The organism is Plantactinospora siamensis (genome assembly GCF_042434095.1).
Lineage (GTDB): Bacteria > Actinomycetota > Actinomycetes > Mycobacteriales > Micromonosporaceae > KBS50.
Window position 1 is genome coordinate 65,891 of sequence record NZ_JBHLUE010000005.1, and the last position, 13,216, is coordinate 79,106.

At 70.6% G+C, this 13,216-nt stretch carries 13 protein-coding genes and 2 tRNA genes; 4 read left to right on the forward strand and 11 right to left on the reverse strand.

Annotation, left to right across the window (positions count from 1 at the left end; translation table 11 throughout):
- From ACFFHU_RS09370 to ACFFHU_RS09395, 6 genes are all read right to left on the reverse strand, one after another.
- Nucleotides 1-73: transfer RNA gene (locus tag ACFFHU_RS09370), tRNA-Ser, on the reverse strand.
- A gap of 12 nt (nucleotides 74-85) precedes the next feature.
- Nucleotides 86-158 (reverse strand) — tRNA-Ala (locus ACFFHU_RS09375).
- 104 nt (nucleotides 159-262) lie between these two features.
- Complete coding sequence (locus tag ACFFHU_RS09380; protein ID WP_377337349.1) at nucleotides 263-739, reverse strand: NUDIX domain-containing protein; 477 nt, start codon at nucleotides 737-739, stop codon at nucleotides 263-265.
- A 10-nt stretch (nucleotides 740-749) separates the two neighbouring features.
- Nucleotides 750-1,373: a maleylpyruvate isomerase N-terminal domain-containing protein gene (locus tag ACFFHU_RS09385; protein ID WP_377337350.1), complete on the reverse strand. Its 624-nt coding sequence runs from the start codon at nucleotides 1,371-1,373 to the stop codon at nucleotides 750-752.
- A 55-nt stretch (nucleotides 1,374-1,428) separates the two neighbouring features.
- On the reverse strand, nucleotides 1,429-2,472 hold the full coding sequence (locus tag ACFFHU_RS09390; RefSeq protein ID WP_377337351.1) for a zinc-dependent alcohol dehydrogenase family protein: 1,044 nt from the start codon (nucleotides 2,470-2,472) through the stop codon (nucleotides 1,429-1,431).
- A 314-nt stretch (nucleotides 2,473-2,786) separates the two neighbouring features.
- Nucleotides 2,787-3,113: an RICIN domain-containing protein gene (locus ACFFHU_RS09395; protein WP_377337352.1), complete on the reverse strand. Its 327-nt coding sequence runs from the start codon at nucleotides 3,111-3,113 to the stop codon at nucleotides 2,787-2,789.
- A 145-nt stretch (nucleotides 3,114-3,258) separates the two neighbouring features.
- Between ACFFHU_RS09395 and ACFFHU_RS09400 the strand changes: the two genes are divergently transcribed.
- From ACFFHU_RS09400 to ACFFHU_RS09410, 3 genes are all read left to right on the forward strand, one after another.
- Nucleotides 3,259-3,813, forward strand: a complete 555-nt coding sequence (locus tag ACFFHU_RS09400) for a hypothetical protein (protein WP_377337353.1) — start codon at nucleotides 3,259-3,261, stop codon at nucleotides 3,811-3,813.
- Nucleotides 3,814-3,877: 64 nt separating this feature from the next.
- On the forward strand, nucleotides 3,878-4,057 hold the full coding sequence (locus ACFFHU_RS09405; RefSeq protein ID WP_377337354.1) for a hypothetical protein: 180 nt from the start codon (nucleotides 3,878-3,880) through the stop codon (nucleotides 4,055-4,057).
- Between the two features lie 801 nt (nucleotides 4,058-4,858).
- The gene (locus ACFFHU_RS09410) at nucleotides 4,859-6,142 is read left to right on the forward strand and encodes a COG4705 family protein (RefSeq protein ID WP_377337355.1); all 1,284 of its coding nucleotides are present in this window, start codon (nucleotides 4,859-4,861) and stop codon (nucleotides 6,140-6,142) included.
- A 437-nt stretch (nucleotides 6,143-6,579) separates the two neighbouring features.
- Here ACFFHU_RS09410 and ACFFHU_RS09415 read toward each other — a convergent pair whose 3' ends face one another.
- The 3 genes from ACFFHU_RS09415 to ACFFHU_RS09425 are packed head-to-tail and all read right to left on the reverse strand — an operon-like array spanning nucleotide 6,580 to nucleotide 10,114.
- Nucleotides 6,580-7,803 (reverse strand): YncE family protein, encoded by a 1,224-nt coding sequence (locus ACFFHU_RS09415; RefSeq protein WP_377337356.1) that lies wholly within the window; start codon nucleotides 7,801-7,803, stop codon nucleotides 6,580-6,582.
- A complete protein-coding gene (locus tag ACFFHU_RS09420) occupies nucleotides 7,800-8,573 on the reverse strand; it encodes a polysaccharide deacetylase family protein (protein ID WP_377337357.1) in 774 nt (257 codons plus the stop codon). The genes ACFFHU_RS09415 and ACFFHU_RS09420 overlap by 4 nt, the downstream gene beginning before the upstream one ends.
- A 56-nt stretch (nucleotides 8,574-8,629) precedes the next feature.
- On the reverse strand, nucleotides 8,630-10,114 hold the full coding sequence (locus ACFFHU_RS09425) for a sensor histidine kinase (RefSeq protein WP_377337359.1): 1,485 nt from the start codon (nucleotides 10,112-10,114) through the stop codon (nucleotides 8,630-8,632).
- 94 nt (nucleotides 10,115-10,208) lie between these two features.
- On the opposite strand from ACFFHU_RS09425, the gene ACFFHU_RS09430 reads away from it, so the two are divergent.
- Nucleotides 10,209-10,895, forward strand: a complete 687-nt coding sequence (locus ACFFHU_RS09430) for a response regulator transcription factor (RefSeq protein WP_377337432.1) — start codon at nucleotides 10,209-10,211, stop codon at nucleotides 10,893-10,895.
- 197 nt (nucleotides 10,896-11,092) lie between these two features.
- On the opposite strand, the gene ACFFHU_RS09435 is transcribed toward ACFFHU_RS09430, so the two are convergent.
- Together ACFFHU_RS09435 and ACFFHU_RS09440 are read right to left on the reverse strand one after the other, a co-directional pair.
- Nucleotides 11,093-12,466: a HAMP domain-containing sensor histidine kinase gene (locus ACFFHU_RS09435; RefSeq protein ID WP_377337360.1), complete on the reverse strand. Its 1,374-nt coding sequence runs from the start codon at nucleotides 12,464-12,466 to the stop codon at nucleotides 11,093-11,095.
- Nucleotides 12,463-13,167: a response regulator transcription factor gene (locus ACFFHU_RS09440; RefSeq protein ID WP_377337361.1), complete on the reverse strand. Its 705-nt coding sequence runs from the start codon at nucleotides 13,165-13,167 to the stop codon at nucleotides 12,463-12,465. The genes ACFFHU_RS09435 and ACFFHU_RS09440 overlap by 4 nt, the downstream gene beginning before the upstream one ends.
- Between the last annotated feature and the right edge of the window lie 49 nt (nucleotides 13,168-13,216).

A 13,216-nucleotide genomic window follows, 5' to 3' on the forward strand; every position in this document is an offset into this window, starting at 1 on the left:
GTGGCCGGGCCGGACTTGAACCGGCGTCCTCCGCACGAGCAGTGCGGCGCGTCGACCGCTGCGCTACCGGCCACCCGGCGGGGGTGGGACCCGACCGGACTCGAACCGGCATCCTCCGCTCTGCGAAAGCGGCGCGACTACCCCTGCGCTACAGGTCCCACCCTTGCGCGAGATCGTACCGATGTCGATCAACAGGCCGCCAGCGGATAATGAAGCGGTGTCGGCGCGCGCTGCCGTGCCTCCTGCTGTCCTTGGGTAGCCGTCACTGCCGTCCTGTGTCCAGGTGCCCGGTAGCCCGCAGCACCGCCCGAGCGAACCGGTTCAGGTCAACCTCGGGGAGCTGTCGCGGGGTGAACCAGTCCAGGTCGCTGATCTCTTCGTGGTCGGGGACCGGTGTCCCGTCGGAGATAGCTGCCTGGTAGACGGCGGTGACATAGGCGACCCGGTCGCCGTTGGGGTAGGTCACCTCGTAGTCGGGGCCGCCGAGCACGTCCAGCAGCCGAGGCTGGCTGAGCTGGACGCCGAGTTCCTCCCGGATCTCCCGCACGGCGGCCTGGGCCGGGGATTCGCCGATGTCGACAGCGCCGCCGGGCACCGCCCAACCGTCCCGGTTCCCGGCGTGAGACACCAGCAGGACCCGGCCGTCCTCGTCCACCACGATGACGGACACCGACGGCAGTTGGATCAACTCGTGGCCGATCGCGCTGCGCAGCCGGGCCAGGTGTGCGGAGATGGCCATGGCCCCGCCCTCACAGCACGCAGAAGTCTGGGGGAAGGCCGCCCCGTCCGGTCAGCGCCAGCAGGACGGTGGCACCGTCGCCGACCTCGACCCCGACCCGCGCCGCCAGGCCCGAGGCCTCGGCGAGCGCCTCGTTCGGCATGCCCGCAGGCACGCCGGCGGCGCCGGCGAGGTCCAGCCCGTGCACCGCCAGCTCGAGCGTCCGGGTCTGCAGCCAGTCCGCCAGCCGCATCCCGCCCCCCGGCGTCTGCACCAACGCGCCGCCCTCGGCCGAGCCGAGGACGGCGGCCACCTCGGACAGCAGCGGCCCTACCACGGCCGACGGCTGCTCGCCCAGCGCCGCTGCCTGGCGCCGGGCGTCATCCTCGGAGGCGGCAACCGCCGCCCGGTAGAACGCCGGATCCACCGACCGGGCCAGCGCGTAGTACCGCGCCGCCGAGGGCAGATCGCAGCGCTGCGCCGGCTGGGCGAGGGAGGTGAGCACACCGCGCAGACCGGCGCTGACGGTATGGCCGGTCAGCTCCCGTACGGTCCACACACCCAGCCCCGGCCGATCCCACCGATCGTCCGGGATCCGCCCGACAAGCTCGACGAACGCCTCCGCTGCCGCCAGATATACCTGTCGGTGATCCATCCGGTCACCCTCCCACACCGAGGTGACCGGCCCAACCCGCCCGGGCGGCGCGTGGTCAGGGCTTGATCAGCACCTTGAGCGCGGTGCGTTCGTGCATCGCGCGGTATCCCTCGGGCACCTCGTCCAGGCTCACGGCGCGGTCCAGCACGGGGGACGGGTCGATCCGCCCGGCCAGCACGTCGGCCATCAACTCCGGAATGTAGGCCCGGGCCGGGGCGACCCCGCCGCCGAGGCGGATGTTGCGGTCGAACATCTGGCTGATGTCCACCCCGGCGCTGCCGCCGTGCGGCACGCCGACGTACCCGACGGCGCCGCCGTCGCGGGCCACCGAGATCGCGGTACGCATCGACTCCTCGGTGCCGACCGCCTCCAGCACGGCGTGCGCCCCGTACCCCTTGGTCAACTCCCGGACGGCGGCCACGGCCGCGTCACCGCGGTCGGCGACCACGTCGGTGGCGCCGAAGGTGCGGGCGATGTCGGTGCGAGCCCGGTGCCGGCCCAGCGCGATGATCCGCTCGGCGCCCAGCCGCTTGGCGGCGAGCACCCCGCACAGGCCGACCGCGCCGTCGCCGACCACCGCCACCGTGGCGCCCGGACGGACCCCGGCGGCGAGCGCGGCGTGGTGCCCGGTGGACATCACGTCCGACAGGGTCAGCAGGGCGGTCAGCAGCCGCTCGTCGCCGGCCGCCTCGGCGGGCAGCCCGACCAGGGTGCCGTCGGCGAACGGGACCCGGACCGCCTCGCCCTGACCGCCGTCGGAGCCGCCCGAGCCCCAGAAGCCGCCGTGCGGACAGGAGGTCTGCAGGCCCTCCCGGCAGAAGTCGCAGACGCCGTCCGACCAGACGAACGGGGCCACCACCAGGTCGCCGGGCCGCACCGTGGTGACCTCGGCGCCGACCTGATCGACCACGCCGAGGAACTCGTGGCCGATCCGCTGGCCAACTTCGCGCTTGGCGACTCCCCGGTACGCCCACAGGTCACTACCGCAGATGCAGGCCAGCACCACCCGCACCACGGCGTCGGTGGGCTGCCGGACAGTCGGGTCCGGCACCTGCTCGACGCGGATGTCGGTGGGACCGTGGATCACGGTGGCGCGCATGTGGTCGTCCTCACAGTCGGCTCGCTGACCGGTCGGGGCCGAGGCTAGCCCGCTCGGCCGTCGGTTGACCGCGCCGCGTGGTTGGACTCACGTCGCCCGGAATTGAGCACAGCGGTCGGCGCGCACCCGCTCGCCGTGCTGGCGGGGGAGGCCGAGGATCACCAATCCATCCGCTCGACGCGGAGGCCTTCCTTGCAGTAGTCAAGAAAGCAGGGCGCCGCACCGTTCGTGCTGCGTGCCAGGATCCCCACGTGCCGCATTGATCGATTCTCCAGGATCGGGTCGGACCGGTGACACCGTACGTCGATCTCGAGTCACCTGTCGGACAACCGCCACATCGCCTGCTCCAATGAGCCGCAGTCGTTGACCTCGACCGAGCCGCCGGGATACTGCTGGGTGCTGGCCAGGCACATCTGGGTGCTCTGGACCTTGAGGCCCGACTGACCGGAACCCAGCGGCAGGATCAGCCAGCTCTGGTCTGCGTTGTCCTGGCAGGTCCAACTCTGCACCCGGCCGGGGTTGCTGGTGTCCATTCCCATGCACTTGCCGGTGGCCACGTTGCGCAGGACGGTGAAGGCGGGCCCGACCTGGTGTTGGCGCCACTGCTGGACCCCATCTCCGGTGCAGGTCTGCAACCGCATCGGCACCCCTTCCACGTTGTATGGCTGGACCGGCGACAAGGTGAGTAGCTGGTTCTAGATCGGCCCGGAAATGAGGTGGGCCCGCCGCGCCGACTGTCGCGGCAGGCCCACCTCCTGGGCCGGTAGGGTCACAACGGGAGGGCGTGTGGATTCCGGATCGGGCGAAAGCGACCCGCAGGACTGGTTCGAGTACTGGGACGACTCGCTTGAGGAGGAGCCTCTCAACCCGGCCGAGCGCGTCTTCCTGACGGGGCTGCGCGCTCGCGCGGCCGGCGGTACCTGGTCGTGTGACCCGGCGGACACGTTGTCCTATCATCACGGCGCAGGCCGGCTCCTGGCCGGTGTGCACCTGGACGACCCGGTGTCGCATCACGCGCTGCTGTCCTTCGGTGTCGTGTTCGACGGGACGCAGATCGTGGGAAATTGCATCGACTTCGCTGAGCCGTTTGACTTCCGACCAACCGAACAGGCCGCGATGCAGTACGGCGGATCACCGGCATCGCTCGTCGACGAGGCTGCGGAGTGGTTCGAGTGGTTGATGAGCTGGCCCATCGAACGACGCGAGTGGTTCGACGGCGGTGGCAAGGTGGTCTACTGCGAATGGGTCCTGGCAAACGCGAAGGAGAAACTCGGCGCCTACGGCCGCTGGCGCCCCATGCGGCGACCCAACCGGGTCACTGTGGTGCGCGGTCACCGGTGAGCGCACCCCTGGTGCAACCGTCGACGCCAGCGTCGCGCGCGGTCAGGACAAGGTAGGGGAGACCATGACGGAGCGACACCGCTCGCCCGACGGCGGCGACCTCGCCGCGGTGTTGACCCTGGCGGATCGGGCCGTTCAGGCGTCGCAGGACGATGCGGTCGCCGACCGGCTGGCTCGGTCCTGCCGCGGCCGAGCGTGGCTTGGTGAGATTCCCTCCGCGCAGGAAGCCGTCGTGGGTGTTTGACATCGGTGTCAGTTGGGTGAGTTGAAGGTGCGGCGTTGCTGGCGTCGTGCTGGTGCGCCGCGGGTGAGCCGGCGCAGCATCTCTGCGGCGGGACGAGTCGGGACGGCTGCCGACGTTGATTCGTGAGTTTGCCACCGAGCTCGCCAGGCGCGCCGTCACCCCGGCCGCACCCGGCTGCCCACCCGGCGAGGAGACCCGCTGGCTGCCTGACGTGAGGTGTGGGGCAGCTCGTGGCGGCACACTGAGCATGTGAGTCCTCGTGCCTGCCATGTCGAGGCAATTTGGGAAGAGGGTCCAGCCTCCTTCGCCTTCCTGGTCGATGAATGGGGCTTCCTGGGGCCCGAGCGGACCGATAGCGGCCTGGCCTACCACCGCCCGGGCCTACATATTCACGTTGCGCTCTGGGCGTGGAAGAACGAAGCGGGCTTCACCACCACCGTGAGCGGTGAGGACGATCGTCTTGGGCGGACGACGCGGGCGTCGCTGGGGTGCCTCTATGTGGCGTGCGACCTGGGCGCTCTGCAGGCAGTTCCCGAGGGCGCGGGCTCCCGCCGGACGATCGGCAAGCGGATTGGACAGCACTCCCGCGCCCTACGGCAGGTCATACCGTACCTGGACGGCTCCGCAGCGTTGGATCTTCTCCGGCGCTGTCACGGTCGGGACCTACCCACCGAATGCGCATGACCGCTGTGCCTGCCCAACGGCCGGCGTGATCTTCAGCAAGGCTTCAGGCGGGATGCACCATCTTGTGACCGTACCGGTCGCTTGTCCGCGGCCACCCGAGTATCGAGTGGAGAATCCATGGCTTACCCCGCCGCTCCAGCAACGCTTACCCGCGGCTGGCTGACCAAGGTCCCGGCGATCACCGCCACGTTCTGGGTCATCAAGGTGCTGTCGACCACCATCGGCGAAACCTTCGCCGACTACCTCTCCGTGAACGTGGGACTCGGGCCGGCCGTCACCGACGTGATGATGTTCGCGGTGCTCGCCGTCGCCCTGGTCATCCAGTTTCGGACGCGCCGGTACACCCCGTGGATCTACTGGCTGTGCGTGGTGCTCATCAGCATCGTCGGTACGCAGATCACCGACTTCTTCACCGACACCCTCGGGATCAGCCTCTACCTGAGCACCGCGGTCTTCTCGGTCGTGCTGGCCGTGGTCTTCGTGGTCTGGTACCGCCAGGAGCGGACGCTGGCGATCACCTCGATCGACACCCCGCGCCGCGAAGGCTTCTACTGGGCCGCGATCCTCGTCACCTTCGCGCTCGGCACCGCCGCCGGCGACCTGGCCACCGAGGCGCTCAACCTGGGGTTCCGCAACGGCACCCTGATCTTCGGCGGCCTCATCCTGCTCACCTGGCTCGCCAACCGGGCCGGCGCCGGCCAGGTGCTGACCTTCTGGATCGCGTACGTGCTCACCCGGCCGCTCGGCGCGTCCCTGGGGGACCTGCTCACTCAGTCGAAGGACTTCGGCGGTCTCGACCTGGGCGCAAGCAAAACGAGCCTGCTGTTCTTCGCGGTCATCCTCGTTCTGGTGGGGCGCGAGCAGGTGCTGGCCAACCGGCATGGGGTGGCCGCCAAGGGCGAGGGTCCGCTCGGCGGCCGCCGACCGGACTACGCCTGGGCGGCGGCCGGTGTCGCGGCGATCGCCATCATCGGCCTGGGCCTGAGCAGCCTCGGCTCGAACCAGAGCGACGGGTCCACCGATACCGTCGCCGACCAGGGCGCCAACGCGGCCGGCCGGCCGGGCGCCGGCAATGGGGCAGCCGCGCCGGCGGGGAAGCAGCCGCATCCCACCACCCGTCTGGGTAACCTCGGTCGGTTCGCCACCATCGTCCGCGACGTGCAGGCATCGGTCGCCAGGAACGATCTGGCCGGTGGCAAAGCGCGCGTCAAGGACCTCGAGGTCAGCTGGGACGACGCCGAGGCCGGGCTCAAGCCCCGCGACCCCGGCAAATGGCACCAGCTCGACGGTGAGATCGACGATGTGCTGACCGCGCTGCGGGCCGGCAACCCGAGCCGGGCTGACTGCGCCCAGAGGCTGACGACGCTGACCCAGACGCTCAACCGGTTCGACGGCGTCTGACCTGTCACCGTTGATACCGGCCCATCCCGGGCATTCGTTCGGGATGGCCGGTTCCATTCGGCCGCAGGCCAGCACGCGGGTGGCTGGACCCGCGCGGCGTACCTGGTCGGGTCGGCGGGTGAGGCGGTTCATCCGGGCTGGTGTTGGCCGTGTACCGGCTGCGAGAGCAGCCGTGGTAGCCCGACGAGACAGGTCTTCGGCATAGCCGGTGAGCCAGAAGAAGATCAGCAGGGCCAGCGCGGTGGCGACGTGGAGACCGACGATGAAGGCCAGGTACGGCGACTCGGGCGTGGAGACGTTGAGGTCGCGGGCCCACCGGCACCGAGCAGGGCCGGCAGCAGCACGCGGTGGCCGAGGCTGGAGACGGGAGACAGCTCGGTGATGCTCTGCAGGACGCCGACGACGAGAGCTTCGGGGGTAGCCAAGTGCGTAGCGGGTCAGCGCATGATGCCGGTGTGGCCGAGGGAGTAGCGGCCCGGTTGTGGCCAGATCAGCAGGCCGTGCGGCTCCGCGCCGACCTTGATCTTGCGGATCAGGTGTCCGTTCCGGGTGTCGATGGCGTAGACGACGCCGTCGTAGCGGCCGGACATCCACATCACCGTGCCGTCGGCGGACAGGCCTCCCATGTCCGGGCTCCCGCCGCCGGGCAGTTGCCACTTGGCCACCAGCTTCCCGGTGGCGAACTCCAGCAGGGAGATCGAACCCTCGCCGCGGTTGGTGATGTAGAGGAAGCGCGAGTCGCGGCTCACATAGAGGCCGTGTGCGCCGGCTCCGGTGGGCAGGAACCGGGGCTTGGTGAAGGCGTCACCATTGAGGATCCAGACTCCGGAGCTCGACATGTCGGCGACGTACCAGGTCTTACCGTCGGGGGAGATCTTCACATCCTGCGGCATCGGGTGCTCGCCGCTCAGGTGCAGTTGCCCGATCACCTTCTCCCGCTCGGTGTCGACCTTGAGCAGATCACCGGAGTACTCGCAGCTGGCGATGAAGTAGCGACCGTCGGGGGAGAAATCGACATGGTTGACCCCCTGGCAGCTGACCGGGACGGTCCGGTGCACCGCGAAGGTGTGCGGGTCGCGGAAGACGATCTGGTGTTTCGCCTCGGCCATCACGATTGCCCATTTGCCGTCGGGGGTGAAGTAGAGGTTGTAGGGGTCCTCGACCGGTACGGGCTTGCCGAACCGGCCGGTGGCGGCGTCGATCGGCGTCAGGGCGTTGCCCCGGTCACTGTTCACCCAGAAGGTGCGCAGGTCCCAGGACGGCACGACGTGCTCCGGGCTGACCGGCACGGGCACGATCTGGATCACCCGGTAGGACCCAGGATCGATCACCGACACGCTCGCACCCTGATTGTTGGGCACGTAGACCCGCTGCGGGTCGTGGGAGACGGCCGACGCCAGCAGGTTCGGGCGGTCCGCCGCGTACAGGTCGCGGGGGTCCAGCGGCGGCGGCATACCGGGCAGCGGACCCTCCGGGCCGGTGCTCGCGGACGGCCAGGCGCTCGGCGTACCCGTCATTGGCGCCATGGTCCGCATGAGGCTGTCGTCACCCGGCTGCTCGGCCGGGGCGGGGTGGGTGCTGGTGCAGGCGGCGCCGACGGAGACCGAAACCGCGGCCAGGCCGGCGGCCAGCCCGCGGCGCCATGCGGTGCCGAGGATCACGCCGTCAGCTCTTTCATGGTCACCGGCCGCAGGCGCCGCTGTCGCAACCCGTCCAGGATCGGACCGATCGCCGCCAGCGTGCCCGGATGGCCGAAGTGCAGGCTGACGATCGAACCGGCCCGGGTGTCGCGCAGCACGGAGCGGGTGACCGCCGCGTGCCCGGGGTCGGTGTAGTCCAACGAGTCGACATCGTAGGAGACACAGGTGGGGTAGCCGACGCGGGCGGCCTGGGCGTGGATCATCGCGGTGGCGTGCCGGGTCTGGGACGGCCGGAACCACTGGCCGACCGACCCGGTCAGCCGGCGCAACCGTTGGGCGCAATCGTTGATCTCCCGGAACGCCGCGGAGGGGTCCATCCCGGCGATGTTGCGGTGGTTCTCGGTGTGGTTTCCCAACTCGTGCCCGCCGTCGAGGATACGGCGCGCCATCGCCGCTTGGTCCGCCAGCCAACTTCCGACGGCGAACACGGTCACCGTGGCGCCCCCGCGTTCGAGTTCGGCGAGCAGTTGGCGAGCCAGCGCCGGATCGCCCTGACCGTGGAAGGTGAGAGCCACGTTCGGTCGGTCGCGGGGGCCGTTGGCGATCTCGACCGGCCAGTCACGCTGGCTGGCGATGGCGCTGGGAACGCCGGCCGGTGGGCTGGGCGCCGCGGCTTGGCCGGTGGGGGCTACCGCCGTGCCGGGAGAGGTACGGGGTGAGTCACAGCTGGCGGTCAGCCCGAGGGCCACCGCCGCGGCGGCGCGCAGGGCGTTCCGGCGATCCAGGTGCATGCGGCCAGCCTAGGAGCTTGGGCAGCGGTCCGCCCGGGGGCCGATTCAGCCTTTCTTCAGGGTGAGCTGGCCGGCCGCGGCACCCGGTCGCTTGACGTGGACGCCGCCGACGGTGGTGGTGGATTTGCCCGGCACGGCCGATTCTGCGCACCGGCGGGGTGCGCGGGCGGTGGGGCAGTGGTGGGCAGGGGCAGCCGTATTCGCAGGGTGGCGCCGTCGGTGAGGTCGTCGACGGTGAGGGTGCCGCCGTGTGCGGCGATGATGTCCCGGGCGATAGGTAGTCCGAGGCCCGTGCCGCCGTCGCGGCGGGAGCGGCTGTCGTCCAGACGGACGAAGCGGTCGAAGATCCGTTCCCGGTCGGCTGCCGCGATGGGTGGTCCGTCATTGCCGACGGCCAACTCCGCGGTGTCGCCGCTGCTGCGCACGGCCAGCGACATCGTCGTGGTGGCGTGCCGGGCGGCGTTGTCGACGAGGTTACGAAGGACCCGCTGGAGAGCCTCGGTGTCGCCGGTCACCCGTACCGGATCAATGCTGGCGTGGATGGTCAGGTGGGGGTGTTCGACGGTGATCCGTTCGCGCTCGGCGTAGGCGAGGTCATCCAGATCGACGTCGTCATGCCGGATCCGTAGCCGGTGGTCGTCGATGCGGGCCAGTAGGAGCAGATCCTCGACGAGCCGGGCTATTCGGTCACCTTCCCGGCGGATCCGGGCCACCGAGCGGGCCTGGACCTCCGGCAGTTCGGCGGCGTCGAGCAGGTCGGCACTGGCTTGCACGGTGGCCAGCGGGCTGCGCAGTTCGTGGCTGGCGTCGGCGACGAAGCGTCGTTGGGCGGTCGCCGCGGACTCGATGCGGTCGAGCATCGTGTTCATGGTCGAGGCGAGCGCCGCGATCTCGTCGTCGGCGGCGGGTACGGGCAGGCGGGTGTCGAGGTTCTTCGAGGTGATGGAGGCGGCTCTGCGCCGCATTGCCTCGACTGGTCGCAGGGTGCGACCGACCAGCCGAAACGTGGCGGTGCCCACCAGCAGAGCCATCATGGGCAGGCCGAGCAGCAGGGCGATGAGAATTGCTTCAGTGCTGTCGTCGACGCTTTCCAGGGATTCGGCGACCAGCACGGTCCGGGTGCCGGTGGGGGTGTTCACGGCGGTGGCGACAATCCGGAACGGTTCGTCGTGGGCGAACGGCAGCCGCCGTACCTCTTGGCTGTGCTGGCCCCGGCGTGGCCGCAGCGCCGAAATCGGTTCCCGGCCGGCATCGGGCTCGGATGTGACGGCGACGGAGTCCGATGCGTCGATGACCTGCACGATCGCCCGTTCGCGTACCGAGGGTCGCAGGAATGTGGTCAGGTCGGAGCCGTTCTCGACTGCCGCGGCGACCTGGCCGAGCTTGTCGGTGGCGGCGTTGTTGATGTTGTCTGCCAGGATCGCACGCGCGGTGGTCAGCAGCACCGCGCCGGCGAGCAGGGTCGCGGCGGCTACGACGACGACAGCGGCCAGCGCGGACCGTAGGCGGACCCCCATCCGGCGGCGCAGCGTAGCGAACATGGGCGCCACGGTATCCGGCGGCCGACCAGGTCCGTTGCGGTCTTCAGCGAACGTTCAGGCTGGCCGGGCAAGCTGGCGCAGAAGGGGGACCGCCATGCGCCTGCTCGTCGTCGAGGACGAGGTGAACCTCGCCGAAACGATCCGCGACGGCCTGGTCGCCGCGGGGTTCGCCGTGGACGTGGTACATGACGGGGCGAACGGGCTGTGGTGCGCGACGGAACGGCCGCACGGCGCGTACGACGCGATCATCCTGGACATCATGCTTCCCCGGTTGAGTGGATACGAGGTGTGCCGGCGGTTGCGCAGTGGCGGGGTGTGGACGCCGATCCTGATGTTGACCGCCAAGGACGGCGAGTACGACCAGGCCGACGCGCTCGACCTCGGAGCCGACGACTACCTGATCAAACCGTTCTCGTTCGTGGTGCTCATCGCGAGGCTGCGTGCCCTGGTGCGTCGGGGTGCTCCCGAGCGTCCAGCCGTGCTCACGGCAGGGGATCTGGCCCTCGACCCGGCGGAACGGCGGGTCAGCCGCGGCACGACGACCGTGCCGGTCACCCCCCGCGAGTTCGCCATGCTGGAGTTCCTGATGCGCCACCGCGGCCAGGCCATGAGCAAGACCTCCATCATCGAGAACGTATGGGACGCCCATTTCGACGGCGATCCCAACATCGTCGAGGTGTACGTCGGATATCTGCGGAAAAAGATCGATCATCCGTTCGGGCGGACGGCCATCGAGACCATCCGGGGTGCCGGCTACCGCATCGCTGCGGATGGCGGCTGATAGTCACGGGTCCGGCTGTCCACCCGGCTGGCTGTCACCGCCACCCCGGCGAGGAAAACGGCGGCCGCGGACACCTCGTCGCCGACAGCACGGTGGCTAACCCGCGATCCAGGGCCGCGTCGCCGGATCCCTCTGCGCGGTCGATCAGTTCGGCCGGCGTGCCTTCGAACGCGACCCGGCCGGCGTGCATCAGCGCGTTAGTCCGCGCCCGGGCTGGTGGTGGGCAGCCGGAGCGTGAAGATGTTGCCGCCGCCGTGGCGCGCCCGCACCGTCGCCGTCCCGCCGTGGCCGGCCGCGGTCTGGGCAACGATGGCCAGTCCGAGGCCCGACCCGGGTACGCTGCGCGAGGTTTCGAGTCGGTGGAACCGGCCGAAGATCCGTTCGCGTTCCTCCGGTGGCACGGTCGGCGCCCGGTCCGCCACGGATATCTCGGCGGCGCCGTCGGCACCGAGCCGCACCGCCACCTCGACCACCTGGTCCGGCGGCCCGAATTTGACCGCGTTGTCGAGCAGGTTGACCACCGCCCGCTCCAGCGCGGCGGCCTGTCCGACCAGGGGCAGCGGCCGGGCCGAGAGGGAGAATTCCGCGTACGGGGTGCGGGCCCGGGCCCGGTCGATGGCGCCGGTGGTCACCTCGGCCAGGTCGAGGGGCGCCGCCGGCTCGTCCACTCCCGCCGAGCGGGCGAGCGCCACCAGGTCACCCACCAGCTCGGACAGCTCGACGGTCTGCCGGTCCAGGTCCCGCAGCAGCGCCGCGCGGTCCCGGCCGGCGAGTCGCTCACCGGCGTGGATCAACAGTTCCACGTTCGTCCGGACACTGGCCATCGGCGTACGCAGCTCGTGTGCCGCATTCTCGATCAGCTCCTGCTGGGACTGCCGGGACCGCCCCAGCGCGGTGAGCATCCGGTTGAACGCCTGGCCCAGCCGAGCGACCTCGTCGTCGCCGTCGACCGGGATCGGATGGGCCAGGTCCTGGGTGTCGGCGATCCGGGTGGCCGCGCCGGTGAGCCGGTGCACCGGGGCGAGGCCGGTGGTGGCCGTCAGCCGTCCGGCCAGTCCGGCCAGCATTGCCGCGCCCAGCACCAGGGCCACCATCAACGCCCCGACCTGTCGCAGCGTGGCATCCGCACCTGCCAGCGAGCGGGCGAGTTGGATCGTTGCGCCGTCCGCGCCCCGGACCACGAGCACGCGGAACCGGCCCTGCGGACTGCTCAGCGTGTAGCGGGCGGACGACACGCTCCCTTCGGCCACCGCCTGCTCGCGCGCACCGAACGGTAGCGGCGTGCTGTCCGGCGGTCCGGCGAACGTTCGGCCGTCGGGCAGCCGCCCCTGGATGCGCACGATGTCCGGGCCGTCCAGCGGATTGGCGGGAATGCCGGGAATGGTGGCCGGGTCGATGCTGCCCGCCGGGCCCCGGGACAGGGCGGTCAGTTCCTGGTCGGCCTGGCGTAGCAGGGTGTTCGACAGGGCCGCGAAGGCCAGCGCGCAGACCAGGAGCGCGGTCGCGGTCACCGCTGCGGCGGTGAGCAGGGTCAGCCGGGTCCGCAGCGACCGGCGTCGTCGCCGGGTCACCGCTGTTCGCGCAGCACGAAGCCGACACCCCAGACGGTGTGCACGAGCCGGGGCGCCCCGGCGGCCTCCAGCTTGCGTCGCAGGTAGCCGATGTACACGTCGAGGCTGTTGGAGCTGCGGTCCAGGTCGTAACCCCAGACGTGCTCGAACAACTGTTGCCGGGTGAGCACCTGTCCGGCGTGGTCGATCAGGGTCTGCAGCAGGCTGAACTCGGTGCGCGTCAGCTCGACGAGGGTGGTGTCCCAGACCACCTGCCGGGAGCGGCGGTCCACCCGCAGGGCACCGAGGGTGGCCACGTCCGGCTGCCCCCGGGAAGCGGCGGTGCGGCGTAGCAGTGCCCGTACCCGGGCGAGCAGTTCCTGCAGCGCGAACGGCTTGGCCAGGTAGTCGTCGGCGCCGGCGTCCAGGCCGGCGACCCGGTCGCCGACGGCGTCGCGGGCGGTGAGCATCAGCATCGGGGTCCGGTTGCCCGCCGCGCGCAGCCGTCGGCTGGCCTCCAGCCCGTTCATCCGAGGCATCATCACGTCCAGCACCAGCAGGTCCGGGGCGTCGCTGGTCACCCGGGACAGCGCCTCGACGCCGTCGCGGGCCAACTCGACGGCGTACCCCTCGAACCGCAGCGCCCGCTCCAGCGAGTCGCGTACGGCCTGGTCGTCGTCGGCCACGAGGACCCGGTAACGGGACGTCACGGGCTCCACCATAGGAACAGCCCCGGGGGTGACGGCCAGCATTCTTAGACAATTCTTACTC